13 protein-coding genes and 1 riboswitch are annotated in these 17158 nt (G+C 72.6%); of the genes, 9 read left to right on the top strand and 4 right to left on the bottom strand.

Going from position 1 to position 17158, the window contains the following annotated elements:
- Positions 1-364: 364 nt before the first annotated feature.
- The 3 genes from JOE63_RS20460 to JOE63_RS20450 all read left to right on the top strand — a co-directional run bounded on the left by JOE63_RS20460 (position 365) and on the right by JOE63_RS20450 (position 8296).
- A complete protein-coding gene (locus JOE63_RS20460; RefSeq protein WP_204543292.1) occupies positions 365-1531 on the top strand; it encodes a multicopper oxidase domain-containing protein in 1167 nt (388 codons plus the stop codon).
- A 195-nt stretch (positions 1532-1726) separates the two neighbouring features.
- Positions 1727-5659, top strand: a complete 3933-nt coding sequence (locus JOE63_RS20455; protein WP_204543289.1) for a ThuA domain-containing protein — start codon at positions 1727-1729, stop codon at positions 5657-5659.
- A gap of 171 nt (positions 5660-5830) precedes the next feature.
- Positions 5831-8296, top strand: coding sequence for a chitobiase/beta-hexosaminidase C-terminal domain-containing protein (locus JOE63_RS20450; RefSeq protein WP_204543285.1), 2466 nt, complete (start codon positions 5831-5833; stop codon positions 8294-8296).
- A gap of 230 nt (positions 8297-8526) precedes the next feature.
- Here the strand turns inward: JOE63_RS20450 and JOE63_RS20445 are convergent, their stop codons facing one another.
- Positions 8527-9156: a hypothetical protein gene (locus JOE63_RS20445; RefSeq protein WP_204543283.1), complete on the bottom strand. Its 630-nt coding sequence runs from the start codon at positions 9154-9156 to the stop codon at positions 8527-8529.
- Positions 9157-9290: 134 nt separating this feature from the next.
- Here JOE63_RS20445 and JOE63_RS21255 point away from each other — a divergent pair, with 134 nt between their 5' ends.
- The 3 genes from JOE63_RS21255 to JOE63_RS20430 all read left to right on the top strand — a co-directional run bounded on the left by JOE63_RS21255 (position 9291) and on the right by JOE63_RS20430 (position 12413).
- On the top strand, positions 9291-9812 hold the full coding sequence (locus tag JOE63_RS21255) for a hypothetical protein (protein WP_239576787.1): 522 nt from the start codon (positions 9291-9293) through the stop codon (positions 9810-9812).
- A gap of 80 nt (positions 9813-9892) precedes the next feature.
- A riboswitch (SAM riboswitch) is annotated at positions 9893-10010 on the top strand.
- Positions 10011-10080: 70 nt separating this feature from the next.
- A complete protein-coding gene (locus JOE63_RS20435; protein WP_204543281.1) occupies positions 10081-10680 on the top strand; it encodes a hypothetical protein in 600 nt (199 codons plus the stop codon).
- Between the two features lie 65 nt (positions 10681-10745).
- Entirely contained in the window at positions 10746-12413 is a 1668-nt protein-coding gene (locus JOE63_RS20430; RefSeq protein WP_204543279.1) for a nuclease-related domain-containing DEAD/DEAH box helicase, read from the top strand.
- A 51-nt stretch (positions 12414-12464) separates the two neighbouring features.
- Here JOE63_RS20430 and JOE63_RS20425 read toward each other — a convergent pair whose 3' ends face one another.
- On the bottom strand, positions 12465-14147 hold the full coding sequence (locus tag JOE63_RS20425; RefSeq protein ID WP_204543277.1) for an SIR2 family protein: 1683 nt from the start codon (positions 14145-14147) through the stop codon (positions 12465-12467).
- Entirely contained in the window at positions 14144-14806 is a 663-nt protein-coding gene (locus JOE63_RS20420; RefSeq protein ID WP_087470152.1) for a DUF6308 family protein, read from the bottom strand. The genes JOE63_RS20425 and JOE63_RS20420 overlap by 4 nt, the downstream gene beginning before the upstream one ends.
- A gap of 82 nt (positions 14807-14888) precedes the next feature.
- Between JOE63_RS20420 and JOE63_RS20415 the strand changes: the two genes are divergently transcribed.
- Genes JOE63_RS20415 through JOE63_RS20405 form a run of 3 tightly spaced genes read left to right on the top strand, consistent with a single transcriptional unit; the run spans position 14889 to position 16403 of the window.
- Positions 14889-15275, top strand: coding sequence for a hypothetical protein (locus tag JOE63_RS20415; protein ID WP_087470151.1), 387 nt, complete (start codon positions 14889-14891; stop codon positions 15273-15275).
- Between the two features lie 46 nt (positions 15276-15321).
- Positions 15322-15642: a hypothetical protein gene (locus JOE63_RS20410; protein ID WP_204543275.1), complete on the top strand. Its 321-nt coding sequence runs from the start codon at positions 15322-15324 to the stop codon at positions 15640-15642.
- 11 nt (positions 15643-15653) lie between these two features.
- On the top strand, positions 15654-16403 hold the full coding sequence (locus tag JOE63_RS20405; RefSeq protein ID WP_204543273.1) for a hypothetical protein: 750 nt from the start codon (positions 15654-15656) through the stop codon (positions 16401-16403).
- Positions 16404-16449: 46 nt separating this feature from the next.
- On the opposite strand, the gene JOE63_RS20400 is transcribed toward JOE63_RS20405, so the two are convergent.
- The gene (locus JOE63_RS20400) at positions 16450-16983 is read right to left on the bottom strand and encodes a hypothetical protein (RefSeq protein ID WP_087470150.1); all 534 of its coding nucleotides are present in this window, start codon (positions 16981-16983) and stop codon (positions 16450-16452) included.
- Positions 16984-17158: the final 175 nt, after the last annotated feature.

The following is a 17158-nucleotide window of genomic DNA, read 5'->3' as shown; positions in this document are numbered from 1 at the left end:
TGCCCCTGGAACCGACCAGGGGACCGGACGTCGGGCAGGGGAGCGCGGCGTCCGGACCGACAGCCGACGGCGCGCACCGACGCGTGCCCCGGCGGGACCATGGCGGTCCCGGACCTCGCCCCACGGTCGGTCTCCCACCGGTCGCAGGTCGAGCCCCGCACGACCGAGCACCTGACTCGACCCTCTGCGACGCGGGACACCCCCGCACGACCCAGTCCTGCCCACAGTGCACCCCCCACAGCACCACCCGGGGAACCTCCGCGCGCCCACGTGGCGCCGGTCAGCGTGACGGCGAGCGCCGGCACGCCGGTCCGGCGCGCCCGCGAGCCGCCCGGACGACCCCGTACGCCCGGAAGGAGTCCCCATGCCCGACCCGACGACCGAGACCGAGACGCCCGCGAGGCCGCTCTCGCGACGGGCGCTTCTCGCGGGGGCAGGCGTCGTCGCCGCGAGCCCCGCGGCCGCCCTGCTGCTGGGCGCCGGAGGCAGCGTCGCCGCAGCACCCCCTGCCGCCGCCGCGACGACGAGCGGAACGGCGTCCGCCGGGGCGGTCGTCGCCGCCGCCGGAGACGTCCGCAAGATCACGATGTACGCCGAGCGGATCTCCGACACGCTCGTCGGCTACGGCCTCGAGCGCGGCAAGGCCACGGTGCCCGGCCCGATCCTCGAGATGTGGGAGGGCGAGACCCTCGAGATCACGCTCGTCAACACGACGGACAAGCGCCTGTCGATCCACCCGCACGGCGTGAACTACGACGTCAACAGCGACGGCAGCGCCTTCAACAACTCGTTCAACGAGCCGGGCGAGACGCGGACCTACACCTGGTCGACCGTCAAGATGGCGCGCGACCGCGGCATCTGGATGCCGGGCAGCGCGGGGTACTGGCACTACCACGACCACGCGTGGGGCGACCACGGCACGCAGGGCCTGGCCGCCGGGCTCTACGGTGCGCTCGTCGTGCGCCGGGTCGGGGACGTGCTGCCGCAGAAGCAGTTCACGATGGTCTTCAACGATATGACGATCAACAACAAGGTCGCCCCCGCCACCCCGATGTTCGAGGCGAAGCTCGGCGAGCGCGTCGAGTTCATCTGCATCGGGCACGGGAACCAGCTCCACACCTTCCACCTGCACGCGCACCGCTGGGCGAACAACCGGACCGGCCTGCTCGCGGACCAGTACGACCCGAGCCAGGTCGTGGACAACCGGGACCTCAACCCGGGCGACGCGTTCGGGTTCCAGGTCGTCGCCGGTCTGGGCGTCGGCCCAGGGGCGTGGATGTACCACTGCCACGTCCAGTTCCACTCCGACGGGGGGATGGCCGGCATCTTCCTCGTGCGCAACGCCGACGGCTCCATGCCGCCGGGCGCGCAGGACTCCATCGACCGGTTCCAGGGTCACGGCAGCCACACCATGTCGGCGCCGTCCGGCGGCACCGCCACTACCGACGGCGCGGCGGCCACCACCGGTGGTGCCGCGGCCGGAGGGACCGGGCCGGCCGTCGTCGACCTCACGGGGCACGCCGGCCACTGACCGGCCACCGAGCTGTCGGCTGATCCAGCACCGACGGGCCGCGGGCTCGCCCCGCACCAGCACCACCTGCACCAGCACGACCCGCTCCCGGCCCGCCCGGGAGCGCCGCACCGATGACGAAGGAGTTGGAGAGTGCTGTCCAGACGATCGACATCCCCCACGAGGGGACGCTCCCGACCAGGAGCACTACTGGCCATGACCGTGGGCCTCACGAGCGCCGCGCTCGTCGCGAGCGCCGCCCTGATCCCGGCGTCGGCCCAGCCCGCCGCCACGGCGCCGAGCAGCGCGGTCGCCTCGACCGGGGCGCTCGCCGCCGGGTCCGTGGCTACCGCGGCGGCCACGACGGCCGTGCGCGTCCTCGTGTTCCACGGCGCGCCCGACGAGCAGACCGACCCGGTCGTCGCCGCGACCGCGGCGCTGACCGAGCTGGGTGCCGCCAACGGGTTCGACGTCGAGGCGACGTCCGACCCCGCGATGCTCAGCGAGGCGACGCTCGGCGAGTACCGCGGCGTCGTCATGCTCTCCTCGGAGGGCATCGAGCTGAGCGGCGAGCAGGAGGCCGCGCTCCAGGCGTACATCAACAAGGGCGGCGGCTTCCTCGGCGTGCGCGACGCCGCGCGTGCCCAGTCCGCGTCGAAGTGGTTCGAGGGCCTCGTCGGCGCCCGGATCCAGGGCGCGACGATGGTGTCGGAGAAGGTCGCCGAGGCGACCGGCACCGGCCGCAGCCCGGCCGCCGAGACGCCGGCCAAGGCCGTCGACGGCGACCCCAACACCAAGTGGCTGACGTTCGCCCGCACGGGCCAGCTCACGCTGCGCATGGAGCAGCCCGTCGCGCTCGTGAAGTACGGCATCACGTCCGCGAACGACTCCGCGGGCCGCGACCCGAAGAACTGGAAGCTCCAGGGCTCGACCGACGGGCAGACCTGGGTCGACCTCGACACGCGCACCGACGAGGACTTCCCGCAGCGCTTCCAGCCGCGCACGTTCGACGTCGGGAGCGAGACCCAGTACGGCTGGTACCGGCTGGACGTCACCGCGAACTCGGGCGACGCCGAGATCCAGCTCGCCGAGCTCTCGATCTTCGGCCCCGACTCCGTCGAGCAGCCCGACCCGGAGATCCCGCTCGAGGAGCGCACGGTCGACCTGGTCGACCGCCAGCACCCTGCGACGGCGGACCTCCCGCTCACGTGGGACCGCGAGGACCGGTGGCTCGACTGGGCCGACGACCCGACCGGTGACGTGCACACGGTCGCGACGCTCGAGCCCGGCCCCGAGGCCGGCCCGACGACGAACCCGTTCCAGCCCCTCTCCTGGTGCCGCGACTACGACGGCGGACGCTCGTTCTTCACCGGCATGGGCGGCACGCCCGAGAGCTGGCAGGACGCGACGTTCCGCGAGCACCTGCTCGGCGCGCTGCAGTGGACGACGGGCGTCGTGCGCGGCGACTGCCAGGCCACGATCGCGTCGAACTACAAGGCCGAGCGCCTGTCGAAGGTGAACACGGCGGGCACGCTCGACCAGAACGGCGAGCAGCACGGCCTCACGATCGCGCCCGACGGCACGGTCTTCTACATCGGCCGCGGCGCCTGCACCACCGGCCCGATCGTCCCGTGGAGCGACCCGAACGTGGGCCTCGGCTGCGGCACGATCCACCAGTGGGACCCGGAGACCGGCACCGCGAAGCTCCTCACGACGCTCGACGTCATGGGCAACCGCGGCAGCGGCGACGAGCTCGTGAAGAACGAGGAGGGGCTGCTCGGCATCGTGCCGGACCCCGACTTCGCGACGAACCACTGGCTGTACGTGTACTGGATGCCGCACGAGAACATCGACCGTGAGCGTCGCGTGGGCTACCGCACCGTCTCGCGGTTCACGTACGACCCCGCGACCCCGACGATCGACCAGAGCACGCGGGTCGACCTGCTCGAGTGGGAGACGCAGATCCACAGCTGCTGCCACGCGGGCGGCGGCATGGCGTTCGACAACGAGGGCAACCTCTACGTCGGCTCGGGCGACAACAACTCGTCCGGCGGCTCGAGCGGGTACTCCGGCAACAACTGGACGCAGGAGTACGCGGGCCTGAGCTTCCAGGACGCACGCCGCACGGCGGGCAACACGAACGACCTCAACGGCAAGATCCTGCGGATCCACCCCGAGGACGACGGCACGTACACGATCCCGGACGACAACCTGTTCCCGGTGGGCGAGTACCCCGCGGACAAGACGCGCCCCGAGATCTACGTCATGGGCGTGCGCAACATCTCGCGCCTGCAGATCGACCCCGACACGAACTGGCTGACCGCGGCCTGGGTTGGCCCGGACGCCGGCAGCCCGAGCCCCGAGCTCGGCCCGGCCAAGTACGAGACCGCGACGATCATCACGTCCGCGGGCAACCAGGGCTGGCCGTACTGCATGGGCAACAAGCAGCCGTACCGCGACCGGAGCAACGAGGACGCGAGCGTCCTCGCCGGCTGGTACGACTGCGACAACCTGAAGAACACGTCGCCGCGCAACACGGGTCTCGTCGACCTGCCGCCGGTGCGCGACAACATGATCTGGTACTCGCCCTCGGGCGGCGGACCGGTGTTCCCGGACCGCGGCAACGGCCTCCCGTCGTACGTGGACAGCGAGGCGACCTACACGATCCCGTGGCTGCGGGGTGGCGGCCAGGCCGTCATGTCCGGTCCGACCTACCGCCAGTCGCAGGTCGACCCCGACTCGGACGTCGCGTGGCCGTCGTACTGGGAGGGCAAGTGGTTCATCGGTGACCAGTCGAACTCGAACAACCGCGTCGCGGTGACGGTCGACCCGGAGAACCTGGAGTCCCCCGTGTTCATGGAGGACCTCCGCCAGATCATCCCGGGCGGTCGCGGTGACGGGCTGCTGCAGAGCTGGATGGACGCGAAGTTCGGTCCGGACGGCGCGCTGTACCTGGTCGACTACGCGGGCGGCTTCTTCAGCCTCGACCCGAACCAGAAGCTCATGCGGATCACCTACCAGGGCGGGGCTCCGACCCCGGCTCCGGCGGCGTCCGCCACGAGCATCCAGGGCGACCCGCTGACGGTGCAGTTCACCGGTGCGCGTTCCGGTGGCGTCTCCTACCTCTGGGAGTTCGGCGACGGCTCGACCTCGCGTCAGGCCAACCCGAAGCACAAGTACCCGCGCGTCGGGACCTACGAGGCCAAGCTCACCGTCACGTACGCGGACGGGACGACGGCCTCGGTCACGACCGACGGCTCGCCGTCGTGCACCCTGCCCGACGAGCGCGAGACCGTGTTCTTCGGCGAGGTCGACTCCACGGTCGAGAACCGCGACCTGGGCGCCTGCAACATCGCCGACCTGTTCCAGGACGAGAAGGAGTGGCGCACCCACGCCCGGTTCCTGTCGCACGTCGAGTCGGTGGCGAAGAGCCTGTACGACGACAGCCGCATCAACGACCGCGAGCGTGCTCGCCTCGTCGACGCGGCGGCCCGGTCCCAGATCGGCGCGTACCCCGGCGGGTACCGCACGATCTTCGACGGCACCGAGGCGTCGCTGTACGACTGGTTCCAGGCTCCGGGCGGCAAGTTCACGCTCGAGCCGGGCGGCTCGCTCAAGTCGAGCGGCGGCCTGGGGATGCTCTGGTACGCGGGCGAAGAGCTCGGGGACTTCTCCGTGAAGCTCCTGTACCGCGACGTCTCGGCGGGCGACCACTACGCGAACAGCGGCGTGTTCACCCGGTTCCCGAACCCGAACGACCCGGGTGACGCGCAGTGCGCGAACAACCAGTCACCCGCGTGGGTCGCGATCTCCTGCGGTCACGAGATCCAGATCTACGACGGTCCGACGGGCGAGCCCCAGAAGACCGGCTCGGTCTACAACTTCGACCCGCTCGGCCTGAACACCGGTGGCGAGAAGCCCAAGGGCGAGTGGAACGAGTACGAGATCCGGGTCGTCGGGCAGCACTACACGATGATCCGCAACGGTGTCGTCATCAACGAGTTCGAGAACTCGCCGGGACAGCAGTCGTCCCGGGCCGGCGACCCGCCCACGGACCTGCGCCAGTTCGACAGCGGGTTCATCGGGCTGCAGAACCACGGCAACTCGGACCTCATCGAGTTCCGTGACATCCGGGTGGCGGACCTGTAGCACCCCCCGGGCGGGGGCGGCCGAGCCGGCCGTCCCCGCCCCTCCCGGGGCCGCCGTCGTGCAGCACGACGGCGGCCCCCGGGACGGGCCGCGTCGCCCGCCCCGACCCGCGCCCGACCAGCCCGACCCGCCCGACAGAACCCCAGACACCCCCCGGAGGAGTGCACCCTCATGGAACGACGTACCAGTCCCGGCGGCTCCCGCCGCCGCGGCCCGCGGCGGCTCCTCGCCGCCACGGTCGCCGGACTCACCGCGACGACGGTCCTCACCGTCGCCCCGGCCTCGGCCGCACCCACGGCGACGGCTCCGTCCGCCGTCTCGTCCGTCGCGAGCAGCACCGTCGCCGCCGCGCAGGTCCTCACCTGGACCGCGGACAACAGCGTGACCGACTACAAGTCCTTCCCGGCCACGGCCGAGGCCGGCCCGGCCACGATCGTGTTCGAGAACAGCATCGCGACCGGAAGCACGTTCGGCATGAGCCACACGCTCACGTTCGACACGTCGACCGCCGGCTTCAACCACGACCTCGACGTGAACATCCTCGCGAGCCCGTTCGACGCGAACGGCGGGCGGCACGAGAAGGACGTGACCCTCACGTCCGGCGCCTACCGCTACTTCTGCGCGATCCCCGGCCACGGCGAGATGTGGGGCGAGCTCGTCGTCACCGACGGCGGCGGGGGCGACGACACGACCGCACCGGCCGTCTCGGCGCTCCTCACGGGCGAGCAGGACGGCGACGGCGCGTACGTCGGCGGCGCGACGGTCACGCTCGACGCGACCGACGACCAGTCCGGCGTGGCCGGGGTCGAGTACGACCTCGACGGCGCGGGCTGGCAGGCGTACACCGAGCCGTTCCTCGTCGACGCCGTCGGCGCGCACACCCTGCAGTTCCGTGCGACCGACACGGCGGGCAACACGTCCGAGGCCCAGACCGCGGAGTTCACCGTCGTCGAGGGTGACGTCGAGGAGGACACGACCGCGCCGACCGTCGAGCCCATGGTCATGGGGCAGCAGGACGAGAACGGTGCCTACATCGGTACCGCCGCGTTCATGCTCCACGCCTCGGACGAGGGGTCGGGCGTCGCGTCGGTCGAGTACCAGGTCGACGGCGGCGCGTGGCTGCCCTACACGACGACCGTGCCGTTCACCGACCTCGGCGAGCACACCGTCTCCTTCCGCGCGACCGACGTCGCGGGCAACGTGTCCGAGGTCGGCTCGGTGACGTTCACCGTCGTCGAGGGCGGCGAGCAGGACACGACCGCCCCGACCGTCACCGCCGAGGTGACGGGCACGCAGGACGACAACGGCGCGTTCGTCGGGTCCGCCACGGCGACGCTCACCGCGACGGACGACGCGTCCGGCGTGGAGAGCGTCGAGTACGACCTCGACGGCGCCGGCTGGGCCCCGTACACCGAGCCGCTCGTCGTCGACGAGCCCGGCGAGCACACGCTCGTCTACCGGGCCACCGACGCCGCCGGCAACGTGTCCGAGGAGACCGTCACGGAGTTCGTCGTCGTCGCCGACGCCGGCGAGGACACGACGGCCCCGGTCGTCGAGACCCAGCTCAGCGGCACGCAGGACGAGGACGGCGCCTACGTCGGCTCCGCGTCCGTGCAGCTCACCGCGACCGACGACGGCTCCGGCGTCGCGTCCGTCGAGTACGACCTCGACGGCGCGGGCTGGACCGAGTACACCGAGGCCGTCGTCGTCGACGAGCCCGGTCGGCACACGCTCGCCTACCGCGCGACCGACGTGGCGGGCAACGTCACCGAGCCTGCCAGCGTCACGTTCGACGTCGTCGCCGGCCAGGGCGGCGACACCGTCGCCCCCACGGTGAACCACCGCGTCATGGGTGGCGAGAAGAACGAGGCCGGCGAGTACCTCTCGACCGTCTTCCTCCGCCTGCTCGCGACGGACGCCGACTCCGGCGTCGCCTCGGTCGAGTACCAGGTCGACGGCGGCGAGTGGCTCCCGTACGCGAAGCAGATCTCCGTGCGGACCCCGGGCGCGCACACCGTCACGTACCGCGCGACGGACGTCGCGGGCAACGTCTCCGCCCTCCAGACGGCGACGTTCGTCATCGCCGGCGGCGAGGAGCCGGGTGACACCGACGGGCCCGTCGTCACGGCGGGCGTCAGCGGCAGCCGCACCCGCGACGGCGACTTCGTCGCCAGCGCCCGCGTCACGCTGACCGCGGTGGACGAGGAGTCGGGCGTCGACCGCATCGAGTTCCAGGCCGACGGCGGCGCCTGGCAGCGCTACGCGGCCCCGGTCGCGTTCGCGGCCGACGGCCAGCACGTGGTCCGCTACCGCGCGGTCGACGGCGTCGGCAACGTCACGACCGGCGAGGTGACCTTCACGGTCCTGCAGCTCGTCCGTGACCGCTGCGTGGGCTCGGACATCCGTCCGACCGTCGTCATCGACGGCCACGACAGCACCGTCCAGAACTACGACGACGGCACGGGCTGCACCGTGAACGACCACGTCGCCGAGACCGACGAGTACTCGACGCACCGTGAGTTCGTCGAGCACGTGAGCCTCGTGACCGAGGACCTCGTCCTCGACGGCGTCCTGGACGACGCCGAGCGCGAGCTCGTCATCGCCGCGGCCGAGCTGTCCGACATCGGCCGCCGCTGACAACCGAGAACCAGTCCGATCGACGACGGCCCGGACCCGCACCCCCCAGGTGCGGGCCCGGGCCGTCGTCGTGCCCCACCCCCCCGCCCCCGGCCCCCGCCCCCCGCCCCCCAACCCCCGCCGCCGAACACGGGGTTGCTGTCGTTCTGGGCGCGATCACGACAGCAGGGTCGTTCTCGACCGCGTGCAGGGTCGTTCTCGGCGGGTGGCGGCCGACCTCGGCGCCCGGGTCAGGCGGGCGGGTCGCCGTAGACCGGGCGCGCGAACGCGAGGACGATGCCCACGCCGCCGCGCTGCGCGAGGCGCGTGCGGTCCTCGGGGTGGTCCAGCAGGTGCCGCAGGACGCGGGCGACCGCCTCGGCGTCCGCGACGTCCACGGTGTCCGGGTCCGGCCCGTTCGCCGGGCGGACCTGGAGCAGGTCCTCGCCCTCGGCGTGCCGGGCCCGCGCGCCGTCGCGCAGCTCGACCCGCAGCGTCGGGCGTCGCTCGCCCTCCAGCACCCGTACCCCCGCGACGTCGTCCCACCGCACGACGACGCGTGCCGGCTCCGGCCCCACGGGCAGCTCGATCTCGTGCGGGCGCAGGACGACCGCCTGGTTCGACGGCCCGCGCACGTACGCCACCAGCCCGACGCCGAAGCCGATGACCAGGAAGCACGAGACGGCCGCCGCGACCCCCTCCTCCTGGAGCAGCAGCCACACGACGAACCACACCGACCCGCCGAACAGCACGACCAGGATGACCAGGACGGCGAGGTAGTCGACGACCGGGGCCAGGCGCTCGCGTCCGCGCACCCCGCCGCGCACCGCGGTCCACACCATGCTGGCCCGGTGCGGGGGACGGGGTCGGCGGTTGCTCACAGGCACAGTCTGCCGGTCACCGGGACCTGCGCCGAACACGACGTTGCTGTCGTTATGGGGCTCAGAACGACGCGGATGTCGTGCTCGACGGCGCGCAGCGTCGTGCTCGGGCGCGGCCGTGGCAGGGTGGCGGCATGACGACGCTCGCCCAGGTCCGCGCGGCCGCGCTCGCCCTGCCCGAGGCGGCGGAGGACGCGACCGCCGGGACGGTGTCCTTCGTGGTGCGCGGGCGACGGTTCGCGGTGGTGACGCGGGACGACGTCGTGCAGCTCCGTGTGGGGGACGACGACGTCGCGCGCCTGCTCGCCGAGCAGCCGACCGCGCGCAGGTGGACCCGGGGTGACCACCTGCTCGGCGCGGGCGTTCCCCTCGCCGACCTCGACGGCCAGCAGGCCAACCACTGGGTGCGGCGCGCGTGGCTCGCCCGCGCGCCGCGACGGCTCGCGGACACCCTCGTCGCGGCCGACGCCGCCGAGCCGGGCTCCGTCGGCGACCTCCCCGCCGCGATCGGTCGCCCGGCGACGCGCGCGCTCGCCGGTGCCGGCATCGTCACGCTGTCCGACGTCGACCGGCTCGGCGACGCGGACCTCCTCGCCTTGCACGGCGTCGGACCCCGGGCTGTGCGGCTCCTGCGCGAGGTGCTCGCGGCACGGTGACGCACCGGCCCGATCGGGTGCTTGCGGCAACCGCGTGCCGGGTTGCGCGGCGAGGGTGGCGTCGGGTAAACATCTGCCCAGGTCAAGAGCGTCCAGCGACACGCCCTCCGCGTGCTGGTCCGGCAACCGCGCCCCTCGCGCACGGTGCCCCAGGAGGAAGACCGGCCCCCGGCCGACCGGCCGAGGGAAGTGCGAGGCCGTCGTCCGCCTCGGCAGCGCCGTCGTGCGCGCCGGACCGGACGTCGACCCTGACCGAAGGGCCGCACCGATGTTCATCACCACCCACCAGGTCCGCACCGACGACCCATGCCGCGTCCTCGTCGGCGCCGACGCCCGGCTCCTGTGCCCCGTCCACACCGGCGTGCCGCGCCCGACGCCGTCCCGCGCGTGCGACGTCCAAGGTGGGCTGACGCTGTGCCACGTGTGCCTGCGGGGACGTTCGTACTCCCGCGGGATGTTCCGGGTGCAGCGCTCGGTGTGCACCGACTGCCTCGCCGTCGACTCCCGCACCAGCACGGCACTGGGCGTGCCGTCCCTCGCGCCGCGCAACCGGGACGACCCCGCGAACCTGCGCATGGACGCCTACGTCACCCTCGTGTTCCCCGAGCGCTGGCGGCTGGCCCGCGCGGCGGGACTCCCCGTCCTGCGGCTCGACCCGAGCGCCCCGTACTGGGGGCAGCGGGCGGTGCAGGACGGCATCGTCGAGGACGCGATGCGCTCGCTGCCCGAGCGCGTCTTCGCCTGGCACGACGACTGGGTCGCGCACGGCACCTTCGACGACGACGCTCGTCGCGAGGCCTACCGCGCCTGGGCGCGCGCCGTGCATCCCGCAAGCGTGGTCGCGTCGGCGTCGGCGGGTGAAATCTGATGACCGGGGCGCACCGTTCCGCCGGCACCCGTGACGTCGTCGGGCTGGTGCGGTACGAACAGGGCATGCCGCACGCGTACCCGCCCGACCCGACGTTCCCGGACGACGGCGGCGCGGAGCGTGCCGTCTGGGAGGCGCTCGTCGCGCAGCTGCCGGACGACGCGGTCGTCGTCCACGGCCTGCACCTCCAGGAGGACGAGCACGAGTACGAGATCGACGTGCTCGTCGCGTGGCCGGGAGTCGGGATCGCGGCGATCGAGGTCAAGGGCGGGTACGTCGACCGGCACGAGGGCGCGTGGTACCAGGGCAGCGGCGACCGCCGGCACCGCATCGAGCCGGTCCGTCAGGTGCAGGGCGCTCGGCACGCGCTCCAGGCGCTGCTGCGTCGTCGCGGCCTCTGGGCCGGCGAGGCGCGCACCGCGCACCTCGTCGCCCTGCCGCACCGGTACGTGCCGGCCGACTGGTCGTCGCTCGACCTGCCGCGAGACATGCTCGTCGACCGCGCGGACCTGGAGCGGCCGCTCGGCGTGGCCGAGCGCGTCAAGCACGCGATCGAGCGCCACGGCCAGGGGCATGCGCCGCTCGCCCTCGACGACGTCCCCGACCTCGTCGAGTCGCTCACCGGGGGATTCCCCAGCCAGGCGGAGCACCTGGCGCTCGCGGCGCAGCACGACACGCGGCTCGAGCAGATGACCCGCGACCAGTCCCGCACGCTCGACGCGCTCTCCGGGGTGCGCCGGATGCGCGTCGTGGGCGGCGCGGGCTCCGGCAAGACGTGGCTCGCGCTCGAGCAGGCGCGACGGCGCGCGCGGGCCGGTGAGCGGGTCGCGCTCCTGTGCTACTCGCGTGGCCTCGGGCGGTACTTCGAGCGGGTCGTCGAGCAGTGGCCGGCGCGCGATCGACCTGCGTACGTGGGTCTCTTCCACGACCTGCCGCTGGCCTGGGGTGCGGAACCCGGTGCCGACGACGACCCGGACTACTGGGAGCGGCGGCTGCCCCTCGCGCTCGGGACGCTCGCGGGCGCGCGCCGTGCCGACGACCTCTTCGACGCGGTCGTGGTCGACGAGGCGCAGGACTTCGGCGACCTCTGGTGGCCGTCGCTGCTGCGCTGCCTGCGCGACCAGGACTCCGGCGGCCTGTACGTCTTCATGGACGACGCGCAGCGCGTCTTTCCCCGGGAAGGCCGCGTCCCGCTGGAGCTCGTGCCCGTGACGCTGCACGAGAACCTGCGGTCGACGAAGCAGATCGCCCAGGTGTTCGGGGCGCTCTCGCCCGAGCGGATCACGCCCCGCGGGATGGAGGGACCGCCCGTCCGGGTCGTCGACGTCCCCACCACCGACGCCGTCGGTGCCGCGGACGACGCGGTGGAGGCCCTGCTCGACGAGGGCTGGGCGAGCGGGCAGCTCGCGCTGCTCGCGACCGGACGGCGGCATCCGCAGCAGGTGAACGAGGTCGAGGCGGGCGGCCACGCCGCCTACTGGGACGCGTTCTTCGCCGAGGACGACGTGTTCTACGGCCACGTGCTCGGGTTCAAGGGCCTCGAGCGTCCGGTCGTCGTCCTCGCAGTCAACGGCGTCCGCGACGTCGCACGGGCGCGCGAGATGCTCTACACCGGGCTCTCCCGGGCACGGTCGCTCCTGGTCGTCGTGGGCGACCGCTCCTGGATCGAGGACGTCGGAGGGGAAGCGGTCCGCCGTCGGTTCGCCCGGGCGCAGGAGTGGTCGCCGGCCTGATCCTCGCCGTGGAAGTCCACTGTGGACGACGGCGTCGTGCGTCGGGTGTGGTCAGCGGTCGGTGGATCCGGCGCCGAACTGGTCGAGGGAGTCGGCGAGCTGGGTCCACGCGTCGTCGGCGCCGATCTGGCGGGCAGTCTTCGCCAGGTTCCTCAGGTCGGCGACGAGCGATGCCGCCTCCTCGCCGCGCTCGTCGACGTACCGCGCGTCGAGGAGGTGGGGCACCTCGCGTTCCGCGTGCATGGCGACGACGTCCAGCAGGACGGTGAGGGCTCGTGCGGCCCGACGGCGCTCGGCCGCCTCACGGAGGCGCCGCGCCTCGTCCGACTCGAGGGGATCGGCCATCGAGGCCGCGGTCCCTTCGACGGCGTCCAGGGTCGGGACGACGACGTCGAACCGGCCCTTCCAGAGGCGGCTGAACGCCGCGTCGTCGGCGAGGTGGAGGACCGTGCCGATCTCCGGAGCGGCCGGGTCGTGCTTCTCGACGCTCGCCCGGAGGCCGGCCACCTCGTAGGCGAACCGCAGCAGGTTGTCGTCGGTCATCGACGCCCCGACGACGAGCAGGTGCTTCGTCATCATCAGCGACTGAACGAGTGACCCGACGGGCTTCCACCGGTTGTCGTAGTGCACGAACGAGCTTCGGGACAGCACGATCGAGTCCGGATGCTCCACGTCGCCGTGCATCTTGAGGAGCCATGGCCGTCGTGTGCTCGTGCGGTCCCACGGGAGCTGGTCGATGTCGGCCCGCAGCCCGTCGGTCGGACCGCCCGCGGCCGTGACGGCCTGCTCGTAGAGCTGGTCGTAGTTGGTCGTGGCCGCCTCACGCACGCGCATGCTCGCGAGGAGGGCGTGGGAGAGGCTGGGGCGGGCGGACGCCGCCCTGATGATGCTCGCGACGCGGACGCCGAGCGCCTTCTGAGCGTCCGACCTGGCCCGCGCCGACCGGTCGGCGAGCGCGACCTGGATGAGCTCCGCCTGCTCGAGCGGGCCGAGCTCCCTGATGCGTTCGCGCACGTCGCTGTCCAGGTCGAGCTTCGCGACCAGGTCGGTCAGCAGCTGGCTCCACGACGGCAGGCCCGCGGCGATGCTCACGCCGGCACCGAAGAACAGGGCGAGGTCGCCGCGGGCGGCACGTGCGCCGAGCGTCCGGGCTCGGGCGGTGACCTCGTCTGGGAGCCCGGTGGGTCGTGCGAGCACGCGGCGGCGGTGCTGGAGCGCCGAGTAGTCGGCTCGGTTCGACGCGACCAGGGCGAGGTCCACGCCGAGGTCGCGCGCCGCGTCGTCCAGGGTGGCGAGGAGGGAGGAGATGACCTGCCCGCGGCGCAGGCGGTGGCCGCCGTAGCCAGTCCCGAGGATCGGGAGCGCGACGAGAGGCAGGTCGCGGCCTGCGGCCTCAGCGGCGACGCGGAGGCGGTCCGCGGAATGCTCGACGATCGCCGCCACGGCGCGGCGGGCGGCGTCGCCCACGCCGTCGGGCGTGGTGGCGATGGCGTCGAGGAACCAGACCTCGGGCCGGTTCCTCGCGCCGCGGCGGGACGTCCGCGCGCGAAGGGCAGCACCTCGACCCCACCCCACCGGCTTGACCTGGCTCCACGTGGTGGCGGGCTCGAGGCCGGCCGCGTCGCGCCACCATCGCTCGACGTGGAAGGCGGCGTCGGTCGGGATGACGATGGCGTCGGCGCTCAGTGCCTCGAGGCGGCCGTTGACGACGAAGAGGTGGCCCTCGGCCGTCATGCGGCGTCGACGTCGGCGTCTGCGGTGGGCTCGGTGTAGCGGTGGTGCATCCACACGACGACGTCGAAGACCCGTAGCGCCGAGATGTCGTCGCCGATCCCGGCCTCGTCGCGCAGGGAGAGGAGGTGTCGGTGCAGTGCGCGGTCGTCTGCTCGCAGTGCTGCAAGGAGAGCGTCCCAGAACGAGGCGGTGGGCTTGACCGCCGCCCGGACGACGGTGTCGTAGACCGGGATGAGCCGCGGCCGCTTGCGTGCCAGGAGCTTGCCCGCGGTGACCCAGCCGATGCCGTGGATGTCGCGCAGCGCCTCCCAGAGGCGGTGCGGAGCCCAGCCGTCGGGGATCGACTCGACGTCCACGAGGTCGAGGTCGTGAGGGATCTCGGCGAGCAGCTCTCCGAACTCGTCCGCGCGAGTCTCGAGGAGCTGGATCGCCCCGTGCGGCGGGACGTTCACCGACAGGAGCGAGACCGCGACGAGGTCGTCAGCCGTGAACCGGTCAGCCGTCTCCGGTCGATCGCCTCCGCCGGCCAGCCGCTCGAAGCGCGAACCCGCCCAGCCCGTCGTCCCGCCGACGGGAGCGAAGTAGCGACGAAGATGATCGACCGCTTCGTCGCGGAGGGTAGGAGTGAGGACGTCGGGGACGATCAGCGTCGATGTCACAGCGTCAGGGTAGGTCGGTCGGCCTCGCGCACACCGCCGCACCCGGACGACGAGTGGGTGAAACCGGTGAGCAGATCTCGGTATGACCACGGACCCGTCGCGACACCTCCGACCTCGGCTCGACGCCGCACTTGCGGCGCTCGGCGAGGCGAATGCCGCGCCGCCCGGTGAGGCGGTGGAGCCGCTCTCGCGGGCGCGTGCGCTCCTCGACGTCGCGCTCGACGAGGCGATGGCGGAGGCGCTGCTCGCCGGGTCGTCGATGCGGTCCGTCGCCGAAGCGGCGGGCGTCGCGCCGAACACCGTGCCTCCGCGCCTCGCGCGGACCCCGGCGCTCGCGGGCTACTCCGGTCCCGACGGTCGCGTTTCCGCCGAGGGCGTCACGCGCGCCCGCTACGACCGCGAGCGCGGGACCCCGCCGCCCGAGCCGACGACCGCCGTCGAACCCCTGAGGTTCCGTCGCCGCACCTGACCACCCGCCACGCCGCCCGTCCAGCAGCACGACGAAGGGAACCGCCATGCCTGACCAGACCCTCACCCACCTCGCCATGCTGCTCGACCGGTCCGGCTCGATGCAGACGATCAAGCAGGCCACCGAGCAGGGCTTCGACCTGTTCCTCGCCGAGCAGCGCGAGGCGCCCGGCCGCTGCACGGTCACGCTCGCGCAGTTCGACAACGAGTACGAGGAGGTCTACACCGACCTCGACGTGCGCGAGGTCCCGCCGCTCGACCTGCGGCCGCGCGGCATGACCGCGCTGCTCGACTCGATCGGGCGGCTCGTGCAGACGACCGCGTTGCGCATCGCCCAGCTCCCGAGGATCAGCGGCCCGGCGCCGTGATCGTCGGGATCATGACCGACGGCCTCGAGAACGCCTCGAAGGAGTACACGCACGCCGCGATCAAGGCGCTCGTCACCGAGCGCGAGGAGCAGTTCGGCTGGACGTTCCTCTACATGGGTGCCAACCAGGACGCCATCGAGGTCGGTGCGTCGCTCGGCGTGAAGCGCGAGCGCTCACTCACCTACGACACGGCGAACGTCGACCAGGCGTACGCCGCGACGTCGCGCAGCATGGCCGGCATGCGGACGGCCATGGCCGCGGGCGCACCGCCCGCCGTGGCGCGCGACCAGCACGCGGTGTACACGGAGGCAGACCGGGCTGCGGCCAGTGGGCCCGTACCGGGTAGCACGAGCTCCCCGGCCGGTCGTCGCAGCGCAGCGCCCGCATCGGTGCCCGCCCCGCAGGGGACGAAGGAGGACCCGTTCGACGAGCAGCACCTGCTGGACCACGTGCGGTCGGTGCTCGCGTCGGGCGCTCCGACGCTCGCCGACGTGGGCACGCTCGGCGGACGCGCGGTCGTCTGGGCGACCGTGCGCGGCGTGCCGGTGTTCCTCAACGCGGACTCGTCGCGCGCCGCGCTCCAGCAGCTCGTCGACGCGTCCGCGCGCGGGCCGCTCCCGTGGACCGTCATCGCGAGCCAGAGCGGTCAGCTCAACAAGGTGACGTTCCGGTCCGGTGAGCGGGTGCCGGGGTTCTACTGCTACACGAGCGAACTTCAGCCCGTGGCCGGTCCGCTGGGCGGTGTCGCGGTCGCGCGATGAGCGTGGCCGGGCCGCTCACACGGGGCAAGCGCCTACGGTCAGCGTTTCAGTAGGCGAACACATGGGCGCTGAGCACGTCGATCTCTCGTCGGGGCGAGCCAAAGAATGCTCCCAGACGGCGAGAGACGACCTGGAATGGTCGCTCGCGTGGCGTCCCGTCGGCCTTCCAGTTGTTCGTCGGCACGATCAGGAACAGGTGGTGCGCGTCGGGTGCGACGTGCGCTTTCCAGAGGTCCTTCAGATCGTGATTGTTCGTGATGGTGCCACCGCGCTCGACCTCCGCGATGATCCCCCGGTGCGGCGCCAGCGGGTAGAAGAAGTCGGGTCGCGCATGAGTGACGAACCCGGTCTGGGGCGTCAGCACGACTTCCTCGCCGAAGCCGAGCTGTACTCGAAGCAGGGTGGCGATGTGCTCTTGGATCGCTTTGCTCTGCGCGCCATGGACGTGGATCGTCGCGATCATCTCGCGCGTCAACGCGATATGTTCGACGAGCTGGAGTGCAAGCCCGTCAACTGTTTGCAGCTCGGCGGCGTACTCAGACGGGATGACCGCCTTCACGTGCCGCGCGTAGCCTTCCACGCCGTGAGCTTCGCAGCTCGCGGCGCAAGAAGCTACTTCGTGTGGACCAGACTCCGCGAAGCCTGAACCTCAGGGGATGCGAACGGGTCAACGACCGTGGGGTGCGGTGGCGAGTCCGCGCCGACTTCGGCGACCGTCATCCATGCCTCGCGAGTTCCATGACGTTCACCAGTGC

The sequence above is a fragment of the Cellulosimicrobium cellulans genome, from assembly GCF_016907755.1.
GTDB classification, from domain to species: domain Bacteria; phylum Actinomycetota; class Actinomycetes; order Actinomycetales; family Cellulomonadaceae; genus Cellulosimicrobium; species Cellulosimicrobium cellulans_D.
The sequence above is the reverse complement of the archived record's forward strand: the minus strand, read 5'-3'. Positions and strand labels throughout refer to the sequence as shown.